At 63.9% G+C, this 17,934-nt stretch carries 12 protein-coding genes; 5 read left to right on the top strand and 7 right to left on the bottom strand.

Translation table 11 applies throughout. The annotated features are described in order from the left end of the window. Positions 1 to 23 precede the first annotated feature (23 nt). The 3 genes from H6851_14640 to H6851_14630 all read right to left on the bottom strand — a co-directional run bounded on the left by H6851_14640 (position 24) and on the right by H6851_14630 (position 3,276). Positions 24 to 1,064 (bottom strand): GNAT family N-acetyltransferase, encoded by a 1,041-nt coding sequence (locus H6851_14640; GenBank protein ID MCB9944843.1) that lies wholly within the window; start codon positions 1,062 to 1,064, stop codon positions 24 to 26. 179 nt (positions 1,065 to 1,243) lie between these two features. Beyond that, on the bottom strand, positions 1,244 to 2,104 hold the full coding sequence (locus H6851_14635) for a hypothetical protein (GenBank protein ID MCB9944842.1): 861 nt from the start codon (positions 2,102 to 2,104) through the stop codon (positions 1,244 to 1,246). After that, positions 2,101 to 3,276: a GNAT family N-acetyltransferase gene (locus tag H6851_14630; GenBank protein ID MCB9944841.1), complete on the bottom strand. Its 1,176-nt coding sequence runs from the start codon at positions 3,274 to 3,276 to the stop codon at positions 2,101 to 2,103. The genes H6851_14635 and H6851_14630 overlap by 4 nt, the downstream gene beginning before the upstream one ends. A gap of 286 nt (positions 3,277 to 3,562) precedes the next feature. On the opposite strand from H6851_14630, the gene H6851_14625 reads away from it, so the two are divergent. The 3 genes from H6851_14625 to H6851_14615 all read left to right on the top strand — a co-directional run bounded on the left by H6851_14625 (position 3,563) and on the right by H6851_14615 (position 7,951). After that, a complete protein-coding gene (locus H6851_14625; protein ID MCB9944840.1) occupies positions 3,563 to 4,933 on the top strand; it encodes a threonine synthase in 1,371 nt (456 codons plus the stop codon). Then, positions 4,930 to 6,201: an insulinase family protein gene (locus H6851_14620; protein ID MCB9944839.1), complete on the top strand. Its 1,272-nt coding sequence runs from the start codon at positions 4,930 to 4,932 to the stop codon at positions 6,199 to 6,201. Before H6851_14625 ends, H6851_14620 begins: the two co-directional genes overlap by 4 nt. A 79-nt stretch (positions 6,202 to 6,280) precedes the next feature. Further along, positions 6,281 to 7,951, top strand: a complete 1,671-nt coding sequence (locus H6851_14615) for an MFS transporter (GenBank protein ID MCB9944838.1) — start codon at positions 6,281 to 6,283, stop codon at positions 7,949 to 7,951. Between the two features lie 751 nt (positions 7,952 to 8,702). Here H6851_14615 and H6851_14610 read toward each other — a convergent pair. Both H6851_14610 and H6851_14605 read right to left on the bottom strand, forming a co-directional pair. Further along, positions 8,703 to 11,021, bottom strand: coding sequence for a mechanosensitive ion channel family protein (locus tag H6851_14610; GenBank protein ID MCB9944837.1), 2,319 nt, complete (start codon positions 11,019 to 11,021; stop codon positions 8,703 to 8,705). Beyond that, complete coding sequence (locus tag H6851_14605) at positions 11,018 to 12,142, bottom strand: 2Fe-2S iron-sulfur cluster binding domain-containing protein (GenBank protein ID MCB9944836.1); 1,125 nt, start codon at positions 12,140 to 12,142, stop codon at positions 11,018 to 11,020. The genes H6851_14610 and H6851_14605 overlap by 4 nt, the downstream gene beginning before the upstream one ends. Positions 12,143 to 12,333: 191 nt before the next feature. Here H6851_14605 and H6851_14600 point away from each other — a divergent pair, with 191 nt between their 5' ends. Beyond that, on the top strand, positions 12,334 to 13,419 hold the full coding sequence (locus H6851_14600) for a HupE/UreJ family protein (protein MCB9944835.1): 1,086 nt from the start codon (positions 12,334 to 12,336) through the stop codon (positions 13,417 to 13,419). On the opposite strand, the gene H6851_14595 is transcribed toward H6851_14600, so the two are convergent. Both H6851_14595 and H6851_14590 read right to left on the bottom strand, forming a co-directional pair. Next, positions 13,406 to 14,932, bottom strand: coding sequence for a GMC family oxidoreductase (locus tag H6851_14595; protein ID MCB9944834.1), 1,527 nt, complete (start codon positions 14,930 to 14,932; stop codon positions 13,406 to 13,408). The two genes, H6851_14600 and H6851_14595, sit on opposite strands and share 14 nt — an antisense overlap. Positions 14,933 to 14,957: 25 nt before the next feature. Continuing rightward, complete coding sequence (locus H6851_14590) at positions 14,958 to 15,665, bottom strand: ribonuclease activity regulator RraA (GenBank protein MCB9944833.1); 708 nt, start codon at positions 15,663 to 15,665, stop codon at positions 14,958 to 14,960. A 197-nt stretch (positions 15,666 to 15,862) separates the two neighbouring features. Between H6851_14590 and phaC the strand changes: the two genes are divergently transcribed. Next, positions 15,863 to 17,632, top strand: coding sequence for a class I poly(R)-hydroxyalkanoic acid synthase (gene phaC / locus H6851_14585; protein MCB9944832.1), 1,770 nt, complete (start codon positions 15,863 to 15,865; stop codon positions 17,630 to 17,632). Positions 17,633 to 17,934 lie beyond the last annotated feature (302 nt).

The raw sequence follows: 17,934 nt of genomic DNA, 5'->3' as shown, positions 1-17,934 counted from the left end.
TGCCGCGTCCACAGGCCACGTGTCTAGCGGCCGGATGTCAGCCGTTGCGCGAGGTCGCGCGCGGCAAGACGGGCGCGCCGCAGGAGATCTTCCAGCACCAGTCCGGGACGGGCGCGCCAGATCACGAGGGATTGCAGGGAAGGTCCCGGGCTGGCGAGGCTTGACTTGTAGCGCTGGTCGCCAGCCAGAAGATCGTAGATCCCGGCACCATTGCGCATGTGATGCCCGATGGCCATGACATGCGAGACGAGTCCGGGCTTGAGGCGGTTGTCCTTTTCGTCGGCGAATCCGCACTGGTAGTTGTGGACATGGCCGCCGGCAACGAAATTGTAGAGATAGCCGACAGGCTCGTTTCCCGCGGTGATCGCCATCATCTCGACGCGATGATCGCCCGGATGACGGGTAATCATGTGTCGGTGAAAGGTTTCGAAATAGGATTGGCCGAAAGCGCCCTTGTCATGCCCGCGCGCCGACCATGTGCCGATATGCAATCGTTTCATGTCATCGAAAAAGGCCAGTGCCTCGCGGCTGTCGGCGGCAATTCGCACCGATAGGGGGCCGCGCTCCTCGTAGAGTTTCATCGCCCGTCGAACCTGCTGACGGCTGTTGCGGCTCAACCGGGAAAGGAGGTCCTTGCCGTCGCGACGCAGTTCATCGAGGTCGATGCGATAGGTCGGGGCCTCCCAGACAACGCGGCTGCGCCGCCAGCGTCGCTGCAGGGCTTCGGCCACATTCGCCTGCAGGCCGTGGAGATGGAGTTCGTCCCAACCGGGTTGCCCGTCGAGATATTCGAGCGCCTCAAGAAGGGGATCCGGGTCGTCTGCGGACTGGCCGATCAGCCCGTTGTATTCGAGGAAAACGGTGTCGATGGCCGGATCGCCCGACGTGTTCAGATTCCATCGGCGCGACCGGACGAGACCACCCAATCGCCGCTGCCGGCTGGCGGCGAGGAAACCCGCCGCCCTGAGTTCGTCACCGTCACGGCAGCAGAGAAGCCCGGGTGTCGAGCCGCTGGTGGCAAGCCATGTTCCAAGCCATGGTTCGCCGAGAAACGCATGGGGCATGGCGTCCGATATGCGCCAAACTTGGGGAAGTTCTGCAAATAGGGAAGATGGGGTCTCGATGGTCCACGCTGTCATCGAAAGGGCTGTTTTCCGTTAACGGGTTCGAGCCTGCCGTCCGGCGATGGTGGATCGGCGGGACGGATCGAGCTCCTGAGGGGAATGGAGGTGCGCGCCGATGCTCAGCCGAGGCGCAGCAGACGGCGCCCGAGCCGTTCCGCGCGCGCGACGAAATACTTGGCCTGGTCCCTCGTCGCCATCGCGCCGATGGGAGCGGGGGTGATGCCGATCGTGCGCAGGCGACGGTTCAGGCGGTAGAGCTCGGCTTCGCGCACGGAACTCTCGCTGCGGAAGGTGACACTGAGCGAAATGGAGACATCGTCGCCGTTTTGTACCCAATGCGGTGCGGTGACCGGCTGGAACACGCCTTCACCGGGCATGAGCACGTGCGCGGTGACGCTGGACCCGAACGCCTCATCGTAGGGAAGATTGCGATGACCGCCGGAGTGGTAGAGCTCCAGGGCCTCCTCGCTGATGATCGAGCGGTCGTCGCGCGGCCACGCGAACATGGTCTTGCTGCCGCGGATCTGCAAAAGGAAATTGTGCTCGTTGTCGACATGGAATGGCGTGACCGAACCGGGCGATGACACGAAGATATAGCCTTCGAGCTTGTCGATGCCCGGCGTCGTCTTTGCTGCCCTGGCAATCACCGGATCCAGCAGGTCGTGGAGCAGTCCGGCATAGGCCGGATCCTGCTCGATATATTTGAGTACCAGCCACGACTTGTTGTCGCGGATACGGGCGATGGTTTCCTGCGGCGTGAGCCCGTTGCCGGGTGTCCGGCCCGGATCCTGATTGATCGGAAGATTGCCGGCGTTGTATTCGATCGACGAGGCCGGGAGGCGCCCGCACAATTCGAGCAGCGATTCGATCTGCAGCAACGGATCGTCGCAGATGTCGTGGGTGCAGCGGAAATGCAGGTCGGGATAGCAGGCATCGAAATCCCGAGGATCGAACATCAAGGACCGACCGGTCTCGCTCATGGTTCCAATTCCCTTCCTTCGCCGTCCTTGCCGGCATAGATTCGGTGCAGGGCAGCCGCACCTTCGAGAGCCTTGATCGTCGACCGCCCCCTGATGGATGGCGGCCCGACGAGGATGCTGGCAAACTGGCGCCTTTCGGTCCACAGCCGGTTGATCATGAAATGCTCGGCCGAAGCACAGGAATCCATCCATCCCGACGAAGCGTCGTCTTCGTGCATGTGGATGATCTGCTCGATCTCGAGCTGGACCCCGGGCGAATAGCTGTCGAAGCGTTCATCATAGGCGATCTTGAAGGCGAATCCGATGCGGTCCGCGCTTGCGCCGACAAGATTGCATTTCAGCGCGATCGGTTGATCGTCGAGATACATTCCGCGTAGCTCGATACGGCCGTGCTGGTGAAAATGATGAACCATTCTCCGGAAGTAGTTGAGATCGCCCTCGCGCATGGCCATGGCCGTGCCCCTGCGTCCCTTCCAGCCCCGGGATTCGAGTGCGATGAACTGTTCGATCCATGGGGCCGGGTCGTCGGCCGGTCCAAGGTGGCGCATTTCGAGGGTGCCCAGCTCCTCCAGCCGCCGCCTCTGGCGGGAGAGTTCCTTGCGGCGCTTCTTGCGCAGCGCATTTGCGAGATAGGCATCGGCACTTGTCGACGGGCGCATGGCCGCGCGTTCGAACGGATTGTGGACCATGCGCGGCATGAAATGCGTTTTCAGCGATTGCTGGACGACAGGCCAGAGCGCCTCGTTGACCGGGATTTTCTCGAGATCGACGGGTGCGGAGGCCCTTGTGGCGATCCAGCGCAGCAGGGCGGACATCGCGTCGGCGGCTTTCTCCCGATCGATCAGCGGAACGCTGCAAAAGCTGTAGATATGCGAAAGCGACCGCCATATGCGTTGGGGGATGAGAGGATGGAAGCGGCACTGTTTGAGGGGGACCAGGCCGATGAGCCGTCGGCGGTCCTGATAGTCGAAGATGAGCAGGATTCGCCACCCGGGCTCCATCAGTCCTTCCTCGAGTGCGGCAAGCAGCGCTCCACTCTCGAAGAAGGGATTGGCGACGATGGCCCGGCGCGCAAGATCATTCCATGCATCCAGCCACAAGCGCAGCGTGTGGCAGTCGTCGACTTCCGCCACGGGACCTGTCCGCAATTCGTGGTTTGATTCTGTATCCACGCGATTTCCCAACCGAACGACAGTGATCTTTTTCCGAACAGTCCGGAACGCCACCGAACCCCTATATTATTGTTCCGATCATACCCCCGATTTCACCGCGCTGACGGTGTACTGAACGGCGCATGCACTCCGGTGACGCCAATTTCCTCATCCTGTTAAGGAGTTACGCGGTACCAGGGCGGAGATGGACCGTCGGTTTTCTAGACAGTTGCCGAATGCCCCGACTTCCAATACCAAGGGCGAATGCAGTTCTGATCGCGGTACCGGGGATGTCCGTCCTGTCATGATTCACTATCGCAGCTCCCGCGGCGGCAGCCGGGGACGAACCTTTGAAGATGTGTTGCTGGCCGGCCTCGCCGAAGATGGTGGCCTGTTCGTGCCCGAGAGCTGGCCGGTGATCGACCCGCGCTCCCTGCGCGGGCTGGGCTATGCGGAGACCGCGGCCAGGGTTCTTGCCCCCTTTGCCGAGGGCTGTTTCACCCTGGATGAATTGCTGGAAATGGCACACGAGGCCTATGCCGGTTTCGCCCATCCGGCGACAGCACCCCTGCGGCAGATCGGTCATGACGCATGGGTCCTCGAACTGTTTCACGGGCCGACGCTGGCCTTCAAGGATTTCGCCCTCCAGCTTCTCGGGCGGATGTTCGAGCGTGTTCTCGAACGTCGCGGCCACGAGATCACCATCATCGGCGCAACGTCCGGCGACACCGGTTCCGCCGCCATTCATGCCTGCGCCGGGCGTCGCAACATGCGCATCTGCATCCTGCATCCCGAGGGGCGCGTCTCCGGGGTGCAGCGGCGGCAGATGACGACGGTCAAGGCAGCCAATGTCGATAATGTTGCCATTCGAGGAACGTTCGACGACTGCCAGAATATCGTCAAGGCCATGTTCGGCGACGAGAATTTTCGCAATGAAATCCATCTCGCGGCCGTGAATTCCATCAACTGGGCACGACTGGCGGCGCAGGCCGCATATTACTACTATGCAGCCATCCGACTCGAGGGAGAGGTCACCTTTTCGGTACCGACCGGCAATTTTGGCGATGTCTATGCGGGGTATATCGCCCATCGCATGGGATTGCCGATGCGCCGCCTGGTTGTGGCCACGAACCGCAACGATATCCTTGCAAGGTTTTTCGACAGTGGGTGCTATTCCACAGGTGAGGTTCATCCCACCATGAGCCCTTCGATGGACATCCAGGTCGCCTCCAATTTCGAGCGTCTGCTGTTCGAGATGGCCGACCGCGATGGCACCCTTGTCGCCCGGATGATGCAGGGCTTCCGTCAGAGCGGGGCGCTCGAGGTTGACGAGGAGGCGAGGAGGCGGCTGAATGGCCTGTTCGTCTCGCACAGGGCGGACGAGGAGGAGACCGGCGCTGCCATCGCTTCCCTGCTGGAAACGGCCGGCTATCTGTGCGATCCGCACACGGCGGTGGGTGTCGCTGCGGGATATGCCCACCTGGAAGACGAATATCCGCTGGTGGTGTTATCAACGGCCCATCCGGCGAAATTCCCCGATGCGGTCCGGAAGGTGGCCGGTGTGACCGCCGACCTGCCGTCGCACATGAGTGATCTGTTCGAACGCGAGGAGCATTACTCGGTGCTGGATAATGATGTCATGTCGGTCATGTCCCATGTGAGGAACTGGACGAATTGAGCGAAGGTTATCGCGAGAGCATTCTCGACAATGGTGTCCGGGTGGTGACGGAAGCCATGCCCCGGCTGGAGACGGCTGCCATCGGCCTGTGGATCGACGTCGGCAGCCGGCACGAGCGGGCCGAGGTCAACGGTGTCGCGCACATGCTCGAACACATGGCCTTCAAGGGCACGGCACGCCGCTCGGCGCGGCAGATCGCCGAACAGATCGAGGATGTCGGCGGATCGCTCAACGCCTACACGTCGCGCGAACATACCGCCTACTATGCGAGATTGCTGGCTGATGACATCGATCTCGCCGGCGACATATTGGGCGACATCGTCCGCAATTCGACGTTCGACGAGGTCGAGCTCGAAAAGGAGCGTCATGTCATCCTGCAGGAAATCGGGGAGGTCGAGGACACGCCCTCGGACCTCGTCTTCGACATCCTGCAGGAGGTTGCCTATCCCGATCAGGCGATCGGGCGCTCGATCCTGGGACCCGAGGACATTGTCGGCCGGATGCCGCGTCGGGCCCTGTTCGACTATGTGGGCGAACATTACCATGCGGATAGGATCGTGCTGTCGGCTTCCGGCAAGGTCCGGCACGATCACGTCGTCGCGCTTGCGGGGCAGGTTTTCGATGGCATGGGCAGAGGTGCGGCATCGGCGCCCGAGAAGGCGCGCTATGCCGGCGGGGTGCGGATGGTCGAGCGGGACCTCGAACAGGTCCATGTCTGCCTCGCCACGGACGCCTTTGCCTATACCGACCCCGACCTCTATGCGCTGCAGGTGTTTTCCGCGGCACTGGGCGGTGGCATGTCCTCGCGGCTGTTCCAGAAGATCCGCGAGGACATGGGCCTGTGCTACTCGATCTTCTCGTTCACCTCGCTGCACAACGATTCGGGCATGATGGGCGTCTACGCCGGTACAGGCGAGGCGGATGTCGAAAGGCTGCTGCCGGCCATCGCCGACGAGATCCGCTCAATGGTGAAGTCGCTCGACGCGGTCGAGTTGCAGCGCGCCAAGGCGCAGATGAAGGCCGGCCTGCTGATGGGGCTCGAAGGCTGTTTCGCCGTCTGCGAGGACATGGCCCGCCAGCATCTGTGTTTCGGCGACCGGCTGTCGGCGGCACAGGTCGCCGCGAAGATCGAGGCCGTCGACATGGAGGCGATCGAGCGGGTCGGCCAGCGGCTGTTCGGCTCGAATCCGGTTGCAGCACTGGCCGCCATCGGTCCCGAAAAGGGCCTGCCGCGTATCGGGATTGACGGGCTGATCACGGTAAACTGATCCGGTTTGAACCCGCTCCAGGCGCGGTCGGTGGTTGCGACCGCTTGCCCGGCGGCAGCAGACGGCGTACCAGCAAGGCATGAAAAGAAAGAACATGGGATCGGAGGCGAGGGAAAGCCGCAGTCGGACCGCGGAGGGCAGTCTTTTCGCTCCCCTGGCGGAGACACGCTTCCGCCAGCTCTGGTCGGCCAATCTGCTGTCGAATCTCGGCTGGCTGATCCAGGGAGTCGGGGCGGCGTGGCTGATGGCCGAACTGACGTCCTCGCCGCAGATGGTGGCCCTGGTCCAGACCATGACCCAGTTGCCCATCCTCGTGTTCGCGCTGTTCGCCGGGACCGCCGGCGACTTGTGGGACAAGCGCTGGGTGCTGATGGCCGCCCAGCTCTGGATGTTGTCGATATCCGCCATTCTCGCCGTCCTCTCCTTTGCCGGCCTGGTGACGCCTGCGGTCCTCCTGGCGTTCACCTTCATGCTCGGTGCCGGTGCCGCCCTCAACGGTCCGGTCTTCCAGGCCGTCGTGCGCGAGATCGTGCGGCCGCAGATGCTGGCCGGGGCCGTGGTCATCAACGCCGTGGCCTTCAACCTCGCCCGCGCCGTCGGACCGGCGATCGGCGGCGGCATCGTCGCGACGGCGGGTGCGGAAGCGGCGTTCCTGTTCAATGCCGTGTCCTATGTCGCGCTCATCCTCGTCCTGCTGTTCAACCTGCCGGCCAGCCCGCGCAACGAGATCCCCCGCGAACGGCTGGGCTCGGCCATCCTCGCCGGCATGCGCTATGTCAGCCAGACGCCGGACATCTGGCGTGCGATGGGGCGGGCCTCCCTCTACGGGTTCGCGGCACCCGCCGTCATGGCCCTGATGCCGCTGATCGTGCGCGACGAAATGGAGGGCGGGGCCATAGTCTTCGGCCTGATGCTGGGCGTGTTCGGCATCGGCGCCCTGATCGGCGCGTTCGTGGTGCAACCCCTGCGGCAGAAGGTCGGCGCCGAACGGCTGGTGACCTTCCAGGCCGGCCTGTTCGGCGGCGCATTGCTGACGCTGGGCATGACCTCCGCACCCGTCGCCGTCGTTCTCGCCGTGATGGTCAGCGGCAGCTGCTGGCTCGGCGCCTTTTCCACCTTCAACATTTCGGTCCAGCTGACCACCGCCCCCTGGGTCCAGTCGCGCGTCCTGGCCATCTACCAGATGGCGCTGTTCGGCACGATGGCGCTCGGCAGCTGGTTCTGGGGCCTGATCGCCGAACTCACCGATATCCGGATCGCCATGCTGGTGGCCGGCCTGAGCATGCTGGGCGGACTCGCCCTGGCCCCGTGGTTCCGTCTCGCCGCCTCGGGCCCGCCGGACTTCAGCCCCTCCGGGCGGTCGGAACCCGAGGCCATGCTTCCGGTCCACGGCAGCGACGGACCCATCCTCAACAGGATGGAATATCGCGTCGCCCTCCACGACGCGCCGGCCTTCGTGCTGGCCATGGACGACCTGGGCCATGTCCGCCGGCGCAATGGCGCCATGCGCTGGCGCCTGTTCCAGGACCTGGCCGATCCCGAGCACTGGACCGAGACGTTCCTCCTGGCGGACTGGGACGAGCTTCGCCGTTTCAACCGGCGCGAATCGGCCACCGATATCGCCATCGAGACCCGGGTCTGGAAGTTCGAGCAGAGCGGCGAGCGCCCCGTGGCCCGCTACATGATCGCCCGGCGCCACGACAGCCGCTTCGCCCTCGACCCGGATGAGGAGGCCCGGCGACAGCTCTGACCCCGGTCGCGCACGAGCGGCCCGGCGACACGGAATCGCCAGGCTGGACGGACCCTGCGGGAAGGAGCGAATGCGGGCGCGGCGGGTCATGCCCGCGATGATGACGGCATGCCCGGCCGGGGCTCGTGGCGGCAGACCGCCGCGGCAGGCCGGGGCGGAGGGCAGCCCTGCGAACGAACGGGCCGGGCAGGGCGGTCGCAAGCGAGACTTCGTCGAGAAGCAGGGCGGTCAGCCGGGAGTGCCATCGGGACTCGTGGAACCCCGCGGCATTCTCGCGGGCGGGGCAGCGATCGCCCCCGGTCTCCTGCCGGTGCCGCTGCCGGAACAAGAGCAGCAGGTCACGGACGGCCTCGCGCGCATCGCGCCCCTCGACATGCAGGAGCCAGGCACGGCGCAACAATCGGGTCTCACCGGCGGTCAGGCCGAGGTTCCGGCGCTGGACCTCGACGAAGCTGTCGAGAACGGGACGAAAACGGCGGCGCACCGCGTCATGGGCGCCCCGGCGCAGTCTTCCCGCCAGCAGCCGGAAGGCGTCGAGCGCCGCTTCGCCCGCGACAAGGCGCTGCGGGCACCGCTGCCCGGCCCGACGACCGGCGATGGCCCGGCACGCCCGCAGCAGCCGCAGCGACCGCCCGACAATGTCCCGGACCCGCAGGCCGGCGATATGCCCCAGAAACCCGTTCATGCCCACCTTATGTTACGAAAGGCGGATTCATGTCAAGGATTTTATTCCTTAATACTGCCGTGGCACCTATGCCTGCGCCTTGCCTTCGACCTGCTGCTCGATGGCATCCTGTGCGGCGCCAACGGCGGCGTTCTTGATGTCCTCGGTGAGCGGCTGGTTGCCGATGACCTCGACCTTCACGTTGCGCTGGGCAAAATTGATGCCGTGTTTCTCGAATTCGTCGCGGATCCGCTGGTAGGCGTCCCGGCGAATGGTCCACTGTTCGCCCGGGCGGGTCATGAATTTCACGCCGACGACCATGTTGAACTCTTCCATCCGGCGCACGCCCTGGAACTTGAGCGGTTCGAGAAAGCTGTGCCCGTAGTCGGGATTGGAGCGCAGTTCGGCGTCGATCTGCTTGACCAGCTTCTTCGCCAGCTTGAGATCGGTGTCGAACGGCACGCGAAATTCGAGCTTCATCATCACCCAGTCGCGACTGTAATTGGTGAGCGACTTGAGCTCGCCGAAGGGGATGGTGTGGACGGCACCGCGATGGTGGCGAACACGGAGGGAGCGTAGCGAGATCGATTCGACCGTACCGCGCAGTTCCCCCATTTCGATATATTCTCCTACCCGGAAGGCGTCGTCGATGAGGAAGAAGATGCCCGATACGATATCGCGTACCAGCGCCTGAGCGCCGAAACCGAGCGCAAGGCCGATGACGCCGGCACCGGCGAGCAGCGGACCGATGTCCACGCCCAGCGATGACAGGGTGATCATGGTGAGCATGACGACGATCGTGATCAGGACCGCGAGGCGGAAGACCGGCAGGAGCGTGGCGAGGCGGGCTTCCGGCCCGGGCGCCACGCCATGTTCCGGCTTGGGCATGCTCGCCATCTTGCGGTCGATCGCCGTGCGGGTGATGATCCAGACGAGATCGGCGATGAGAAACGCGATGGCGATGTCGATCGCGACGCCGAAGAAGCGGCCGGGCAGTGACGAGGCCTGCGAAAGCTGATCGAGATCCAGCCCCCAGACGACCGCGAGGACCGCGGCAGCACTGCCCAGCACGAAAAAGCGGGCGAGGCGTTCGACGATGGGCCGGTAGATGCTGCTCCCGGTTTCGGTCGCGACCCTGCCGGAAGCATGGGCGTCGTCGTGCGCATCCGTTTCACCGTCCGCGTCATCCTCGTCCCCGGCGGCGGTTTCCGCCTCGCCCTCGCCGGCCGGCGGCGGCGGCAGTTCCGCGACGGGGTGCGGATCGAATGCGCGCAGCACGGTCCGCCGAACGCCGATGGCGACCGGGATGGTGATGCCGATCACCGCCAGACTCGCCGACAGCTTGAAGGCGCCGACCAGCCACAGGACGTAGATGGCGATGATGAGGATGGTGCCGCCGATCGGGAGCAGGATGCCCTTGCGCCGGGGGCAGGCTCCCTTGAACGGCACATGTTTTTCGGCGTGGCGCAGGAACAGGACCCAGATGGTGTCGATGGCCATCAGTGCGGCACAGGCCGCAATGACGATCTTCAGCCCGAGGCCCGCCTCGGGTGGCGCGCCGACGCGGGTGACGGTATTGGACAGGCTGACGCCGACGAGGACGGCGAACGCGATCACGAGCGTGGAAACGTAGAGCCATTTCGCGTCCCGGCGGACGAGTGGAACGAGCCGCAGCGAATCGACCCGCGGGGCCAGGACGAATTCGAGCAGGGCGGTAAGCGCCCGTACCAGCACGATGGCCCAGAGGATGTCGATCAGGGCGGCCTTGAACTGGGGCGGCCAGTCGAACCCCAGGAAGCTTCCGAGAGTTCCCAGGCCGAATGCGAAGGCGCCCCCCGCCGTGACGGCAAAACGCCCGGTCGCAGCCAGGATGGTGGGAACGAAGGCGGCGTTGCGGTGGGATTCGATGCGGGTCTTGAGCGGTCCCGCATAGCACCAGTAGAGCCATTCGAGGCCGGCGCCGATGAAGAAGAAGATCAGGACAAGGATCCAGACCCTGAGCTTGTCCTGTCCCGGGAATTCCTTCTCCAGCGCACCGCTGATCATGCCGGGCATGAGGGGAAGGCTGTGAAGGGCGGTCTTCACCCTGTCGACGCGTTGCTGGACGAGGGCCATGCCGTCGTTCCCGGCGGCACCTCCCGCCTGCGCCGGACCAGCGGCATCGATGGCCGGGTCGCCCGCCCTGTTTTCCAGCCACTCGATGATGGCGGGATCGCGCAGCAGGCGGGACAGTTCGTGAAGATCGGCCTGGCTCGGTGGCGGCGATGCCTCCCCGCCTTCGCCGTCAACGGATGGGCCCATCATCGAAGGCGGGATCTGGGCGGCGGCGCGGTTGGTCGGCGATGCCAGCAATACCGGCACGAGCAGCATCAGGACGGTGATCGCGGAGCGGATCCTGGCGTTCATGCCATGGCCTCCCCCATGGCTGCGCGATTCATCGCATGGGCCACCTCGACCGGATCGTCCGTCGTCAGCAATTCGCGATAGTCCGACGGCGTCAGGTGGGCCGGGAAGATTCGTTCGACCCTGACGGTCCCGGAAATCGGGGCGGCCTGGCAGGCGAGCCGGATATCGGGTCCGGCCTTGATCCTGGCGAGCGTCGCCTTTTCGGTGTCGTCGGCGGGCGGCAGGTTGTCCATGCCTTCGAGAACCCGCACAGCGCAGGAGCCGCAACGGCCGCGGCCGCCGCACAGCGAGGCGTGGAGAATATCATGGTTGCGGGCCAGTTCGAGAAGCTGGGGACCGCTGCGGTCGGTGATCGCGGGTCCGCCGTCATAGCTGACGGCCACATTGCGCCGCGACCGTGCATTGCGGATCAGCCGGGCGAGGATCAGGACCGCGAGCAGGATGGCATAGGTCGCCAGGATGACATCGTGGACATCCCACAATGTCGGCGCGACGGGTTCGTAGAGGGCGGCGGTGTCGCGAATGGGGTCGGCGATGGCCGGGGCGGTCTGGTTGAAGTAGATCTCCTTGCCGGCCTCGATGAAGCCGAGCAGGGCCGCAACCGGGATGATCAGTGCCAGGGGATAGACCAGAAGGCCGTATCGCCCCCACCAGGGCTGCACCTGGATCCACAGGAGCAGGCCGTAGCAGGCGTGGATCCAGATCACCATCAGCGCCAGCACCTGCTGCATTCCGAGATTGGGTGCGCGCAGCCAGTAGACTGCCAGTACCCAGGTATAGCTCGGGGTGGCATCGGTGATTGCCGGGGCGACGGCGGTGGCCATGATGTGCGGCAGCAGCAGGGGGATGATGGCGACGCCCATGATGGCCTGAATGAAGTCGCCGGAATTCAATCGTATCTGCGTGCGCTGGAACAGCGACCAAAGGCCCAGGCCGGCATGGACGAGCACGCAGGCCAGCAATACCGTGCCGCCCACCGGGTTTGCCCAGGGTCCCGTCAGGATCGGCCGCGCCTGTTCCAGGGCATGCAGGGATATCAGTCCGAAAGCCAGGTTGATCAGATGAAAGAACACGAAAACGAAAAGTACGAGGCCGGTCGCTATGCGGATTCTGCTGATCATGCGGCATGTCTCTCTGCGGCGTTTCCCGTCTCCTAGACGCAGTTGGTCCATTTGGCAAACGCTGCCGGAGGCGGTGAACGGCGATTGGCCGCTGTGACTTTCTACCTTTTCGAGGCTGTGAAATCCTTGTTCGAAACGATTTGGGGAGATGCGGGAATGGAATGGCCGGGTGACGCCATGGGGAGATGACCATGTCCCGATCGTCCTGTCTCGTCATGCTCCTGTTCAGCCTGCTTCGGCCCGTCATGGCGCATGCGCACGATCCCGGCATGACGGCGGCGACGCTCCTGCTCGAACCCGCGAGGGCCACTCTCGAACTGTCGGTGAAGGGCAGGGATCTTGAACAGGAATCGGGCGTGCGCCTGCGATATGACGGCGAGGGCAACGTCGACCCGGCAGCGCTCGCGGAGCAGGCCGGTGCGGTGCGCAGCTATATCGGGGAACGAGCCGGACTGGCGGCCTCCGGTCGGGCCTGTCGGCCTGCGCAGGTGGAAATCGAGGCGATCGAGGACAATGTCGTTTCGATCATCGACTTTCCCTGCGGTCGGAACGACGCGGGCCTGACCTATGCGACGCGGCTGCTGCATGACATTCAGCCGGCGACGGTCCAGACACTTCTGGTCGTCGACGGCGACCAGTCATCGACGTTCGTCCTCGACCGGGCCCATCCGCGACTGAATCTGAACGAACAACCCTCGCCCGCGGGTCTGGTCTGGCGTTTCTTCCTCGCCGGTACCACCCATCTCTTCATCGGCTTCGACCACATCGCCTTCCTGCTGGCGCTCATCCTCTGGGCGAGGCGGATCGCACCGCTGGTCAAGGTCGTCACCGCATTCACCATAGCCCATTCGATCACCCTGTCGCTGGCGGCCTTCTCGATCTTCGTGCTGCCATCCCGATGGGTCGAGGCACTCATTGCAGCGACGGTCGTCGGCGTTGCCGCGGAGAACTTCCGGTCACGCGATGCGGCAAATCGCTGGATCGAAGCTTTTGTTCTCGGTTTGTTCCACGGATTCGGCTTTGCCTCCGTCCTGGCTGATCTGGCCATCGAGAAGGATGTGCTGGTACCGGCACTGTTCGGGTTCAATCTCGGGGTGGAAGCGGGACAGCTCGTGATCGTCGCCGTTGCGGTACCTCTGCTGCGCGGGGTCGATCACCTGACGACACCAGCCGGGCAGGAGCCACGGCGCGCTCCCGTCGTGGTATGGTTCCTTTCGGCACTGATCGCCGCCTTTGGATGTTACTGGCTGGTCGAACGGCTGTTCATGACGCCTTGAGGTGATCGGCGAGGCGAATGGCCAGTGCCACGATGGTCAGGGTCGGATTGGCCATGCCGGATGTGGGGAATACCGAACTGCCGGCGATGTACAGGTTGCTCATGCCATGCACGCGGCAATGGGCATCGACAACCCCCTTTCCCGGATCGGCATGCATGCGTGTCGTGCCCATGTGATGCCATGAGCCCGAACCGGGAACCTCGAAATCGGGTTGCATGACCCAGTCATGGATGCGCAGGCGTCCCAGCCCCGCGCGCCCGGCTTCCTCACCCACGATCTCCAGTCCGCGACGGATGGTGCGGCGATCGAGCTCGCCAAGCTCCCAGTCGCGAATCACGGTCGGCATGCCCAGGGCATCGACACTGTCACCGAGCATGATACGGCTTTGCGGATGCGGGCCGACCTCGGTGTGGACGCGCAATCCGAGAGCTTCCGCATCGGCGAAATAGCGCTGGTAGCCGTAACTCACCGCATCGTCGATATCGCCCAGGAAGATCTCAAGGCGCTCGGAGAGGTCATCCGGCCATTCAAGGCGCCCGAACGCCTTGAAGATGTCGCGAACGGCCATGTAGCCTTCAGGTTCGGCAAAGAGCTCCTGGCCGACATGCAAGGTGGTCAGGAAACGCTGGACGCGCTCCGCATCCTCCACTTCGGGACGAAGGGCCGCCTGCGGGAAGATCGGCTGCATGGCCGGTCGCCGGGCGATTTGGGAAGGCTGGTTGAGCAGCAGGGTCGCCGCCTCGTGACTGGGATGGTCCATGTAGTACCGGCCGACGATATCGTGTCCGTTGCCGAGGCCGGCGGGCGCCACCGTATTCGAGGCCAGCAGGATGCGGGGATTCTCGATTCCGCCGGTCGCGAGGACCACCTTGCGTGGCAGGATGCTGAAGCCATTGCCGGAAAGGCAGGCCACGTCCAGCCGCTCGACGGTTGTTGCGGTACCGTCGGGGACAATCTCACGGAGGTTGGACCACAAGAACAGTCGAACATTGGCCGATGACACCAGAGCCGACCGGTAGAGTTCCCCCATATTGGTTGGGGGGCTGAGCTGGAAGATCTCCGGCATCAGCCGGCCTTCGAACATCTTGCCCGTGAAGATCGGCGGCAGCGACTTCTTCCAGCGCCGAACGCTGTAGTCGTAATCCTGCAATTCGAGGATGGGTTGCGCGCGGGCATAGAAGGGGTCGAGATCGGCACGAGCGATCGGCCAGCCGCTATCCGGGACCCATGGCCGTTCGATGAAGTCCTGGTGATCCAGCGGGTGGCAGAACCCGCCCCAATGATTCGTCGAACCACCGAAGTAACGCAGCCGCGCATCCACGAGCGATGCCGCATGGTGCCCGACCGACCGACCCTCGTAGAGGGCCTGCGTGGCATCGTCATATTCGAAGCCGCCGGATTCCAGCAGCACGACGTCGATACCACTGCCATCCAGTTCGAGGGCCAGCGCTATTCCTGCGGCACCCGCACCGATGATACAAAGATCACACCCGATTTCACTGCCGTGAGGCACCGAGCGGCCATCGATATCCAGCCTACTAGCCCTTCCGGGCGCGCCAGGCTTCGAATGCCTTCTTGCTCTCCGGCGACTGCGGATAGATGCCCGGGAGGCGCGACCCGTCCATCACCTGGATTTCCACCCAGTCCTCGTAGGCGGTCATCTCCGCGCTTTCGTGCGCAAGCTCTTCGGCCAGATGCGCCGGAAGAACCACGACACCCTCGCCATCGCCGACAAGGATGTCGCCCGGATAGACCGCGGCACCGCCGCAGGCGATCGGCTGATTGAAGTCCAGCGCGTGATGGTAGATCGGACCGGTGGGCGCCGACGGACGCTGCTGATACACCGGGAAGTTCATGGCGCGGATCGACGGGGTGTCGCGAAAGCCGCCGTCGGTGACGGCTCCGGCAGCGCCGCGCATCATGATCCGCCGAAGGAGGATGTCGCCGGCAGAAGCGCCGCGGGCGTCACCGCGACTGTCGATGACCAGCACCTCGCCCTTCGAGATGGTCTCGACGGCCTTGCGCTGCGGATGCTCGGGATCCTTGTATGCATCCATCACGTCGAGATCTTCCCGCGCGGGTATGAACCGCAGCGTGAACGCGCTGCCGACCATTCGCGGCATGCCGGGGCCGACGGGGTGGACATTCTGCAGGTACTGGTTGTGAAACCCACGCTTGAACAGGCAGGTCGTGAGTGTCGCGGCCGTTACACCTTCGAGCTTGGTCTTGGCTTCTGCGGAAAGCACGGATGGACACCCCCCTTGATCTGAGTCACTGGAATCGACGGCGAGGTCGTCCGCCTCCGCCAGCCGGGGCGGGACCACGCGGCGACATATTGAGGCACTGCCACTGCATTCGACAAGTGAAGATATTATTTCGCTTCCGGGGATAACGATGATGCCACGTGAACCATTGTCAGGGTTGATGGTGCAAGGGGGCCGATATGCTCGATGAACGATCCCGAAGCGTCGAGGAATGGACCGCAGCTGATTGGGGCAGGGCCATCGGCGGGGCCACCGGTGCCCTGATCGGGCGGGACTATTCCCATGAATTGCGGATTCCCGACCCGGCGGTGGTACGCTCGGCCATGGAGAGATTGCAACGGGCTCTTGTTGACGATCCGGAGCTCGTGTTCGGGGCGTTCGCCCGTTTCAGTGCCGGCATGGCTGAAGTATGCGGCTGGTTCTCACGGAGGATGGAGGGGGCTGACGAGCCGCCGCCGATCAGTTCGCCTGCCGGCGACCGGCGTTTCAAGGATCCCGCATGGGACGACGACCTGCGCTTCGCCTTCATCCGTCAGGCCTATCAGCTTCAGGTTTCGTGGATCCGGGAGCTGGTCGAGGGGGCGCGGGACCTCGATCACGCCACCATGCGCAAGGTCCGTTTCTATGCCGGCCTGGCCATCGATGCGATGGCACCGACCAATCAGTTGTGGACCAATCCGGCCGCCATTGCGGAAGCGGTGCGAACGGAGGGACAGAGCCTTCGGCAGGGCATGGCGAACGCCTTGAGAGACATCGAGCGTGGCGAAGGCAAGCTGCGCATCACCCGCACCCGGTCGGACGCCTTCCAACTGGGAGTGAATGTCGCGGCGACGAGAGGATCCGTGGTCTACGAGAACGAGTTGATGCAGCTCATCCAGTATGCACCGGCAACCGGCGAGGTCATGCGCCGGCCGTTGCTCATCGTTCCGCCGTGGATCAACAAGTTCTACATCCTCGACCTGGGCGAAAAGAACAGCTTCATCCGCTGGCTGGTCGAGCAGGGCATGACGGTCTTCGTCATTTCGTGGGTCAATCCGGGCGAGGCCCATCGCGACAAGGGATTCAGCGATTACCTGCTCGAAGGGCCGGAGTCGGCAATCGATGCCATCAGGGAAATAACCGGGGAGGAGAAGGTCAATATCCTGGGATACTGCCTTGGCGGGACGCTCACGGCCTGCTTCCTCGCCCGGATGCGCGCCCGTGGCGGCAGCAGGGTGGCAAGCGCGACGTTCCTGACCACGATGCTGGATTTTTCGGACCCGGGCGATCTGGGCGTCTTCATCGACGGGGAGCAGATCGAGCTGCTCGACGAGGCGATGAAGGAGCGGGGCTATCTCGATGCACAATACATGCAGGAAGTGTTCAACCTCCTGCGGGCGAACGATCTGATCTGGAGCTTCCACGTCAACGGCTACCTCATGGGAAGGCAGCCACCCGCGTTCGATCTGCTCTACTGGAATGCCGACGGAACGCGCATGCCGCGGATGATGCACGGTTTCTATCTGCGCAAGATGTACCTTGAGAACCTGTTGACGAAAGCGGGCGGTATCGAACTGGCGGGCGAGCCGATCGACCTGTCGCGCATCGACATCCCCACCTATTTCCTGTCGACGATCGAGGATCATATCGCGCCCTGGAAGAGTACCTACGCGGGATTGCGCCTGCTTTCCGGAGACAAGCGCTTCGTCCTCGCCGGATCGGGCCACATCGCCGGTGTCATCAACCCGGAAACCAGCGGGAAATATGGCTACCGGACGACCGCGGGCCTGCCGTCGACGGCTGAAGCCTATCTCGATCAGGCCGAACACAACGGCGGGTCGTGGTGGCCGGACTGGCGGACATGGATAAGTCGACATGGCGGCGACCCGGTGCCGGCACGATCCATCGTGCCGGGCGAGGGCAGATCGCTGGAGCCGGCGCCTGGACGCTATGTCAGCATTCTTGCGTAAAAATTCGTATTTCATCGATTTTTCGGGAATAACGGCGATTTAGCGGCGTCTATTGAACAGATTGAAGCTTCGACGAGATTGGATCTTCTTCGCTTCGACAGATTTCGGGCCTGCTGCTTTTGTCCGCAGTCCGGAATACCGCCCAACCGATTGCTCCGCGCGACCTCGCCGAGGTTCGCGGAGCCCTCTTTTTTTGTTTCATGGCGGGTGTTGGAAGCAGGAGACGCTTGGAAAGGTGGAGCGAAATGTCGAATCGCATGAGAGAGTTCCGGGGTCCGGCCATATTATCTCTGGTATCTTTC

This window comes from Geminicoccaceae bacterium (genome assembly GCA_020638465.1).
Lineage (GTDB): Bacteria > Pseudomonadota > Alphaproteobacteria > Geminicoccales > Geminicoccaceae > JAGREO01.
The sequence above is the reverse complement of the archived record's forward strand: the minus strand, read 5'-3'. Positions and strand labels throughout refer to the sequence as shown.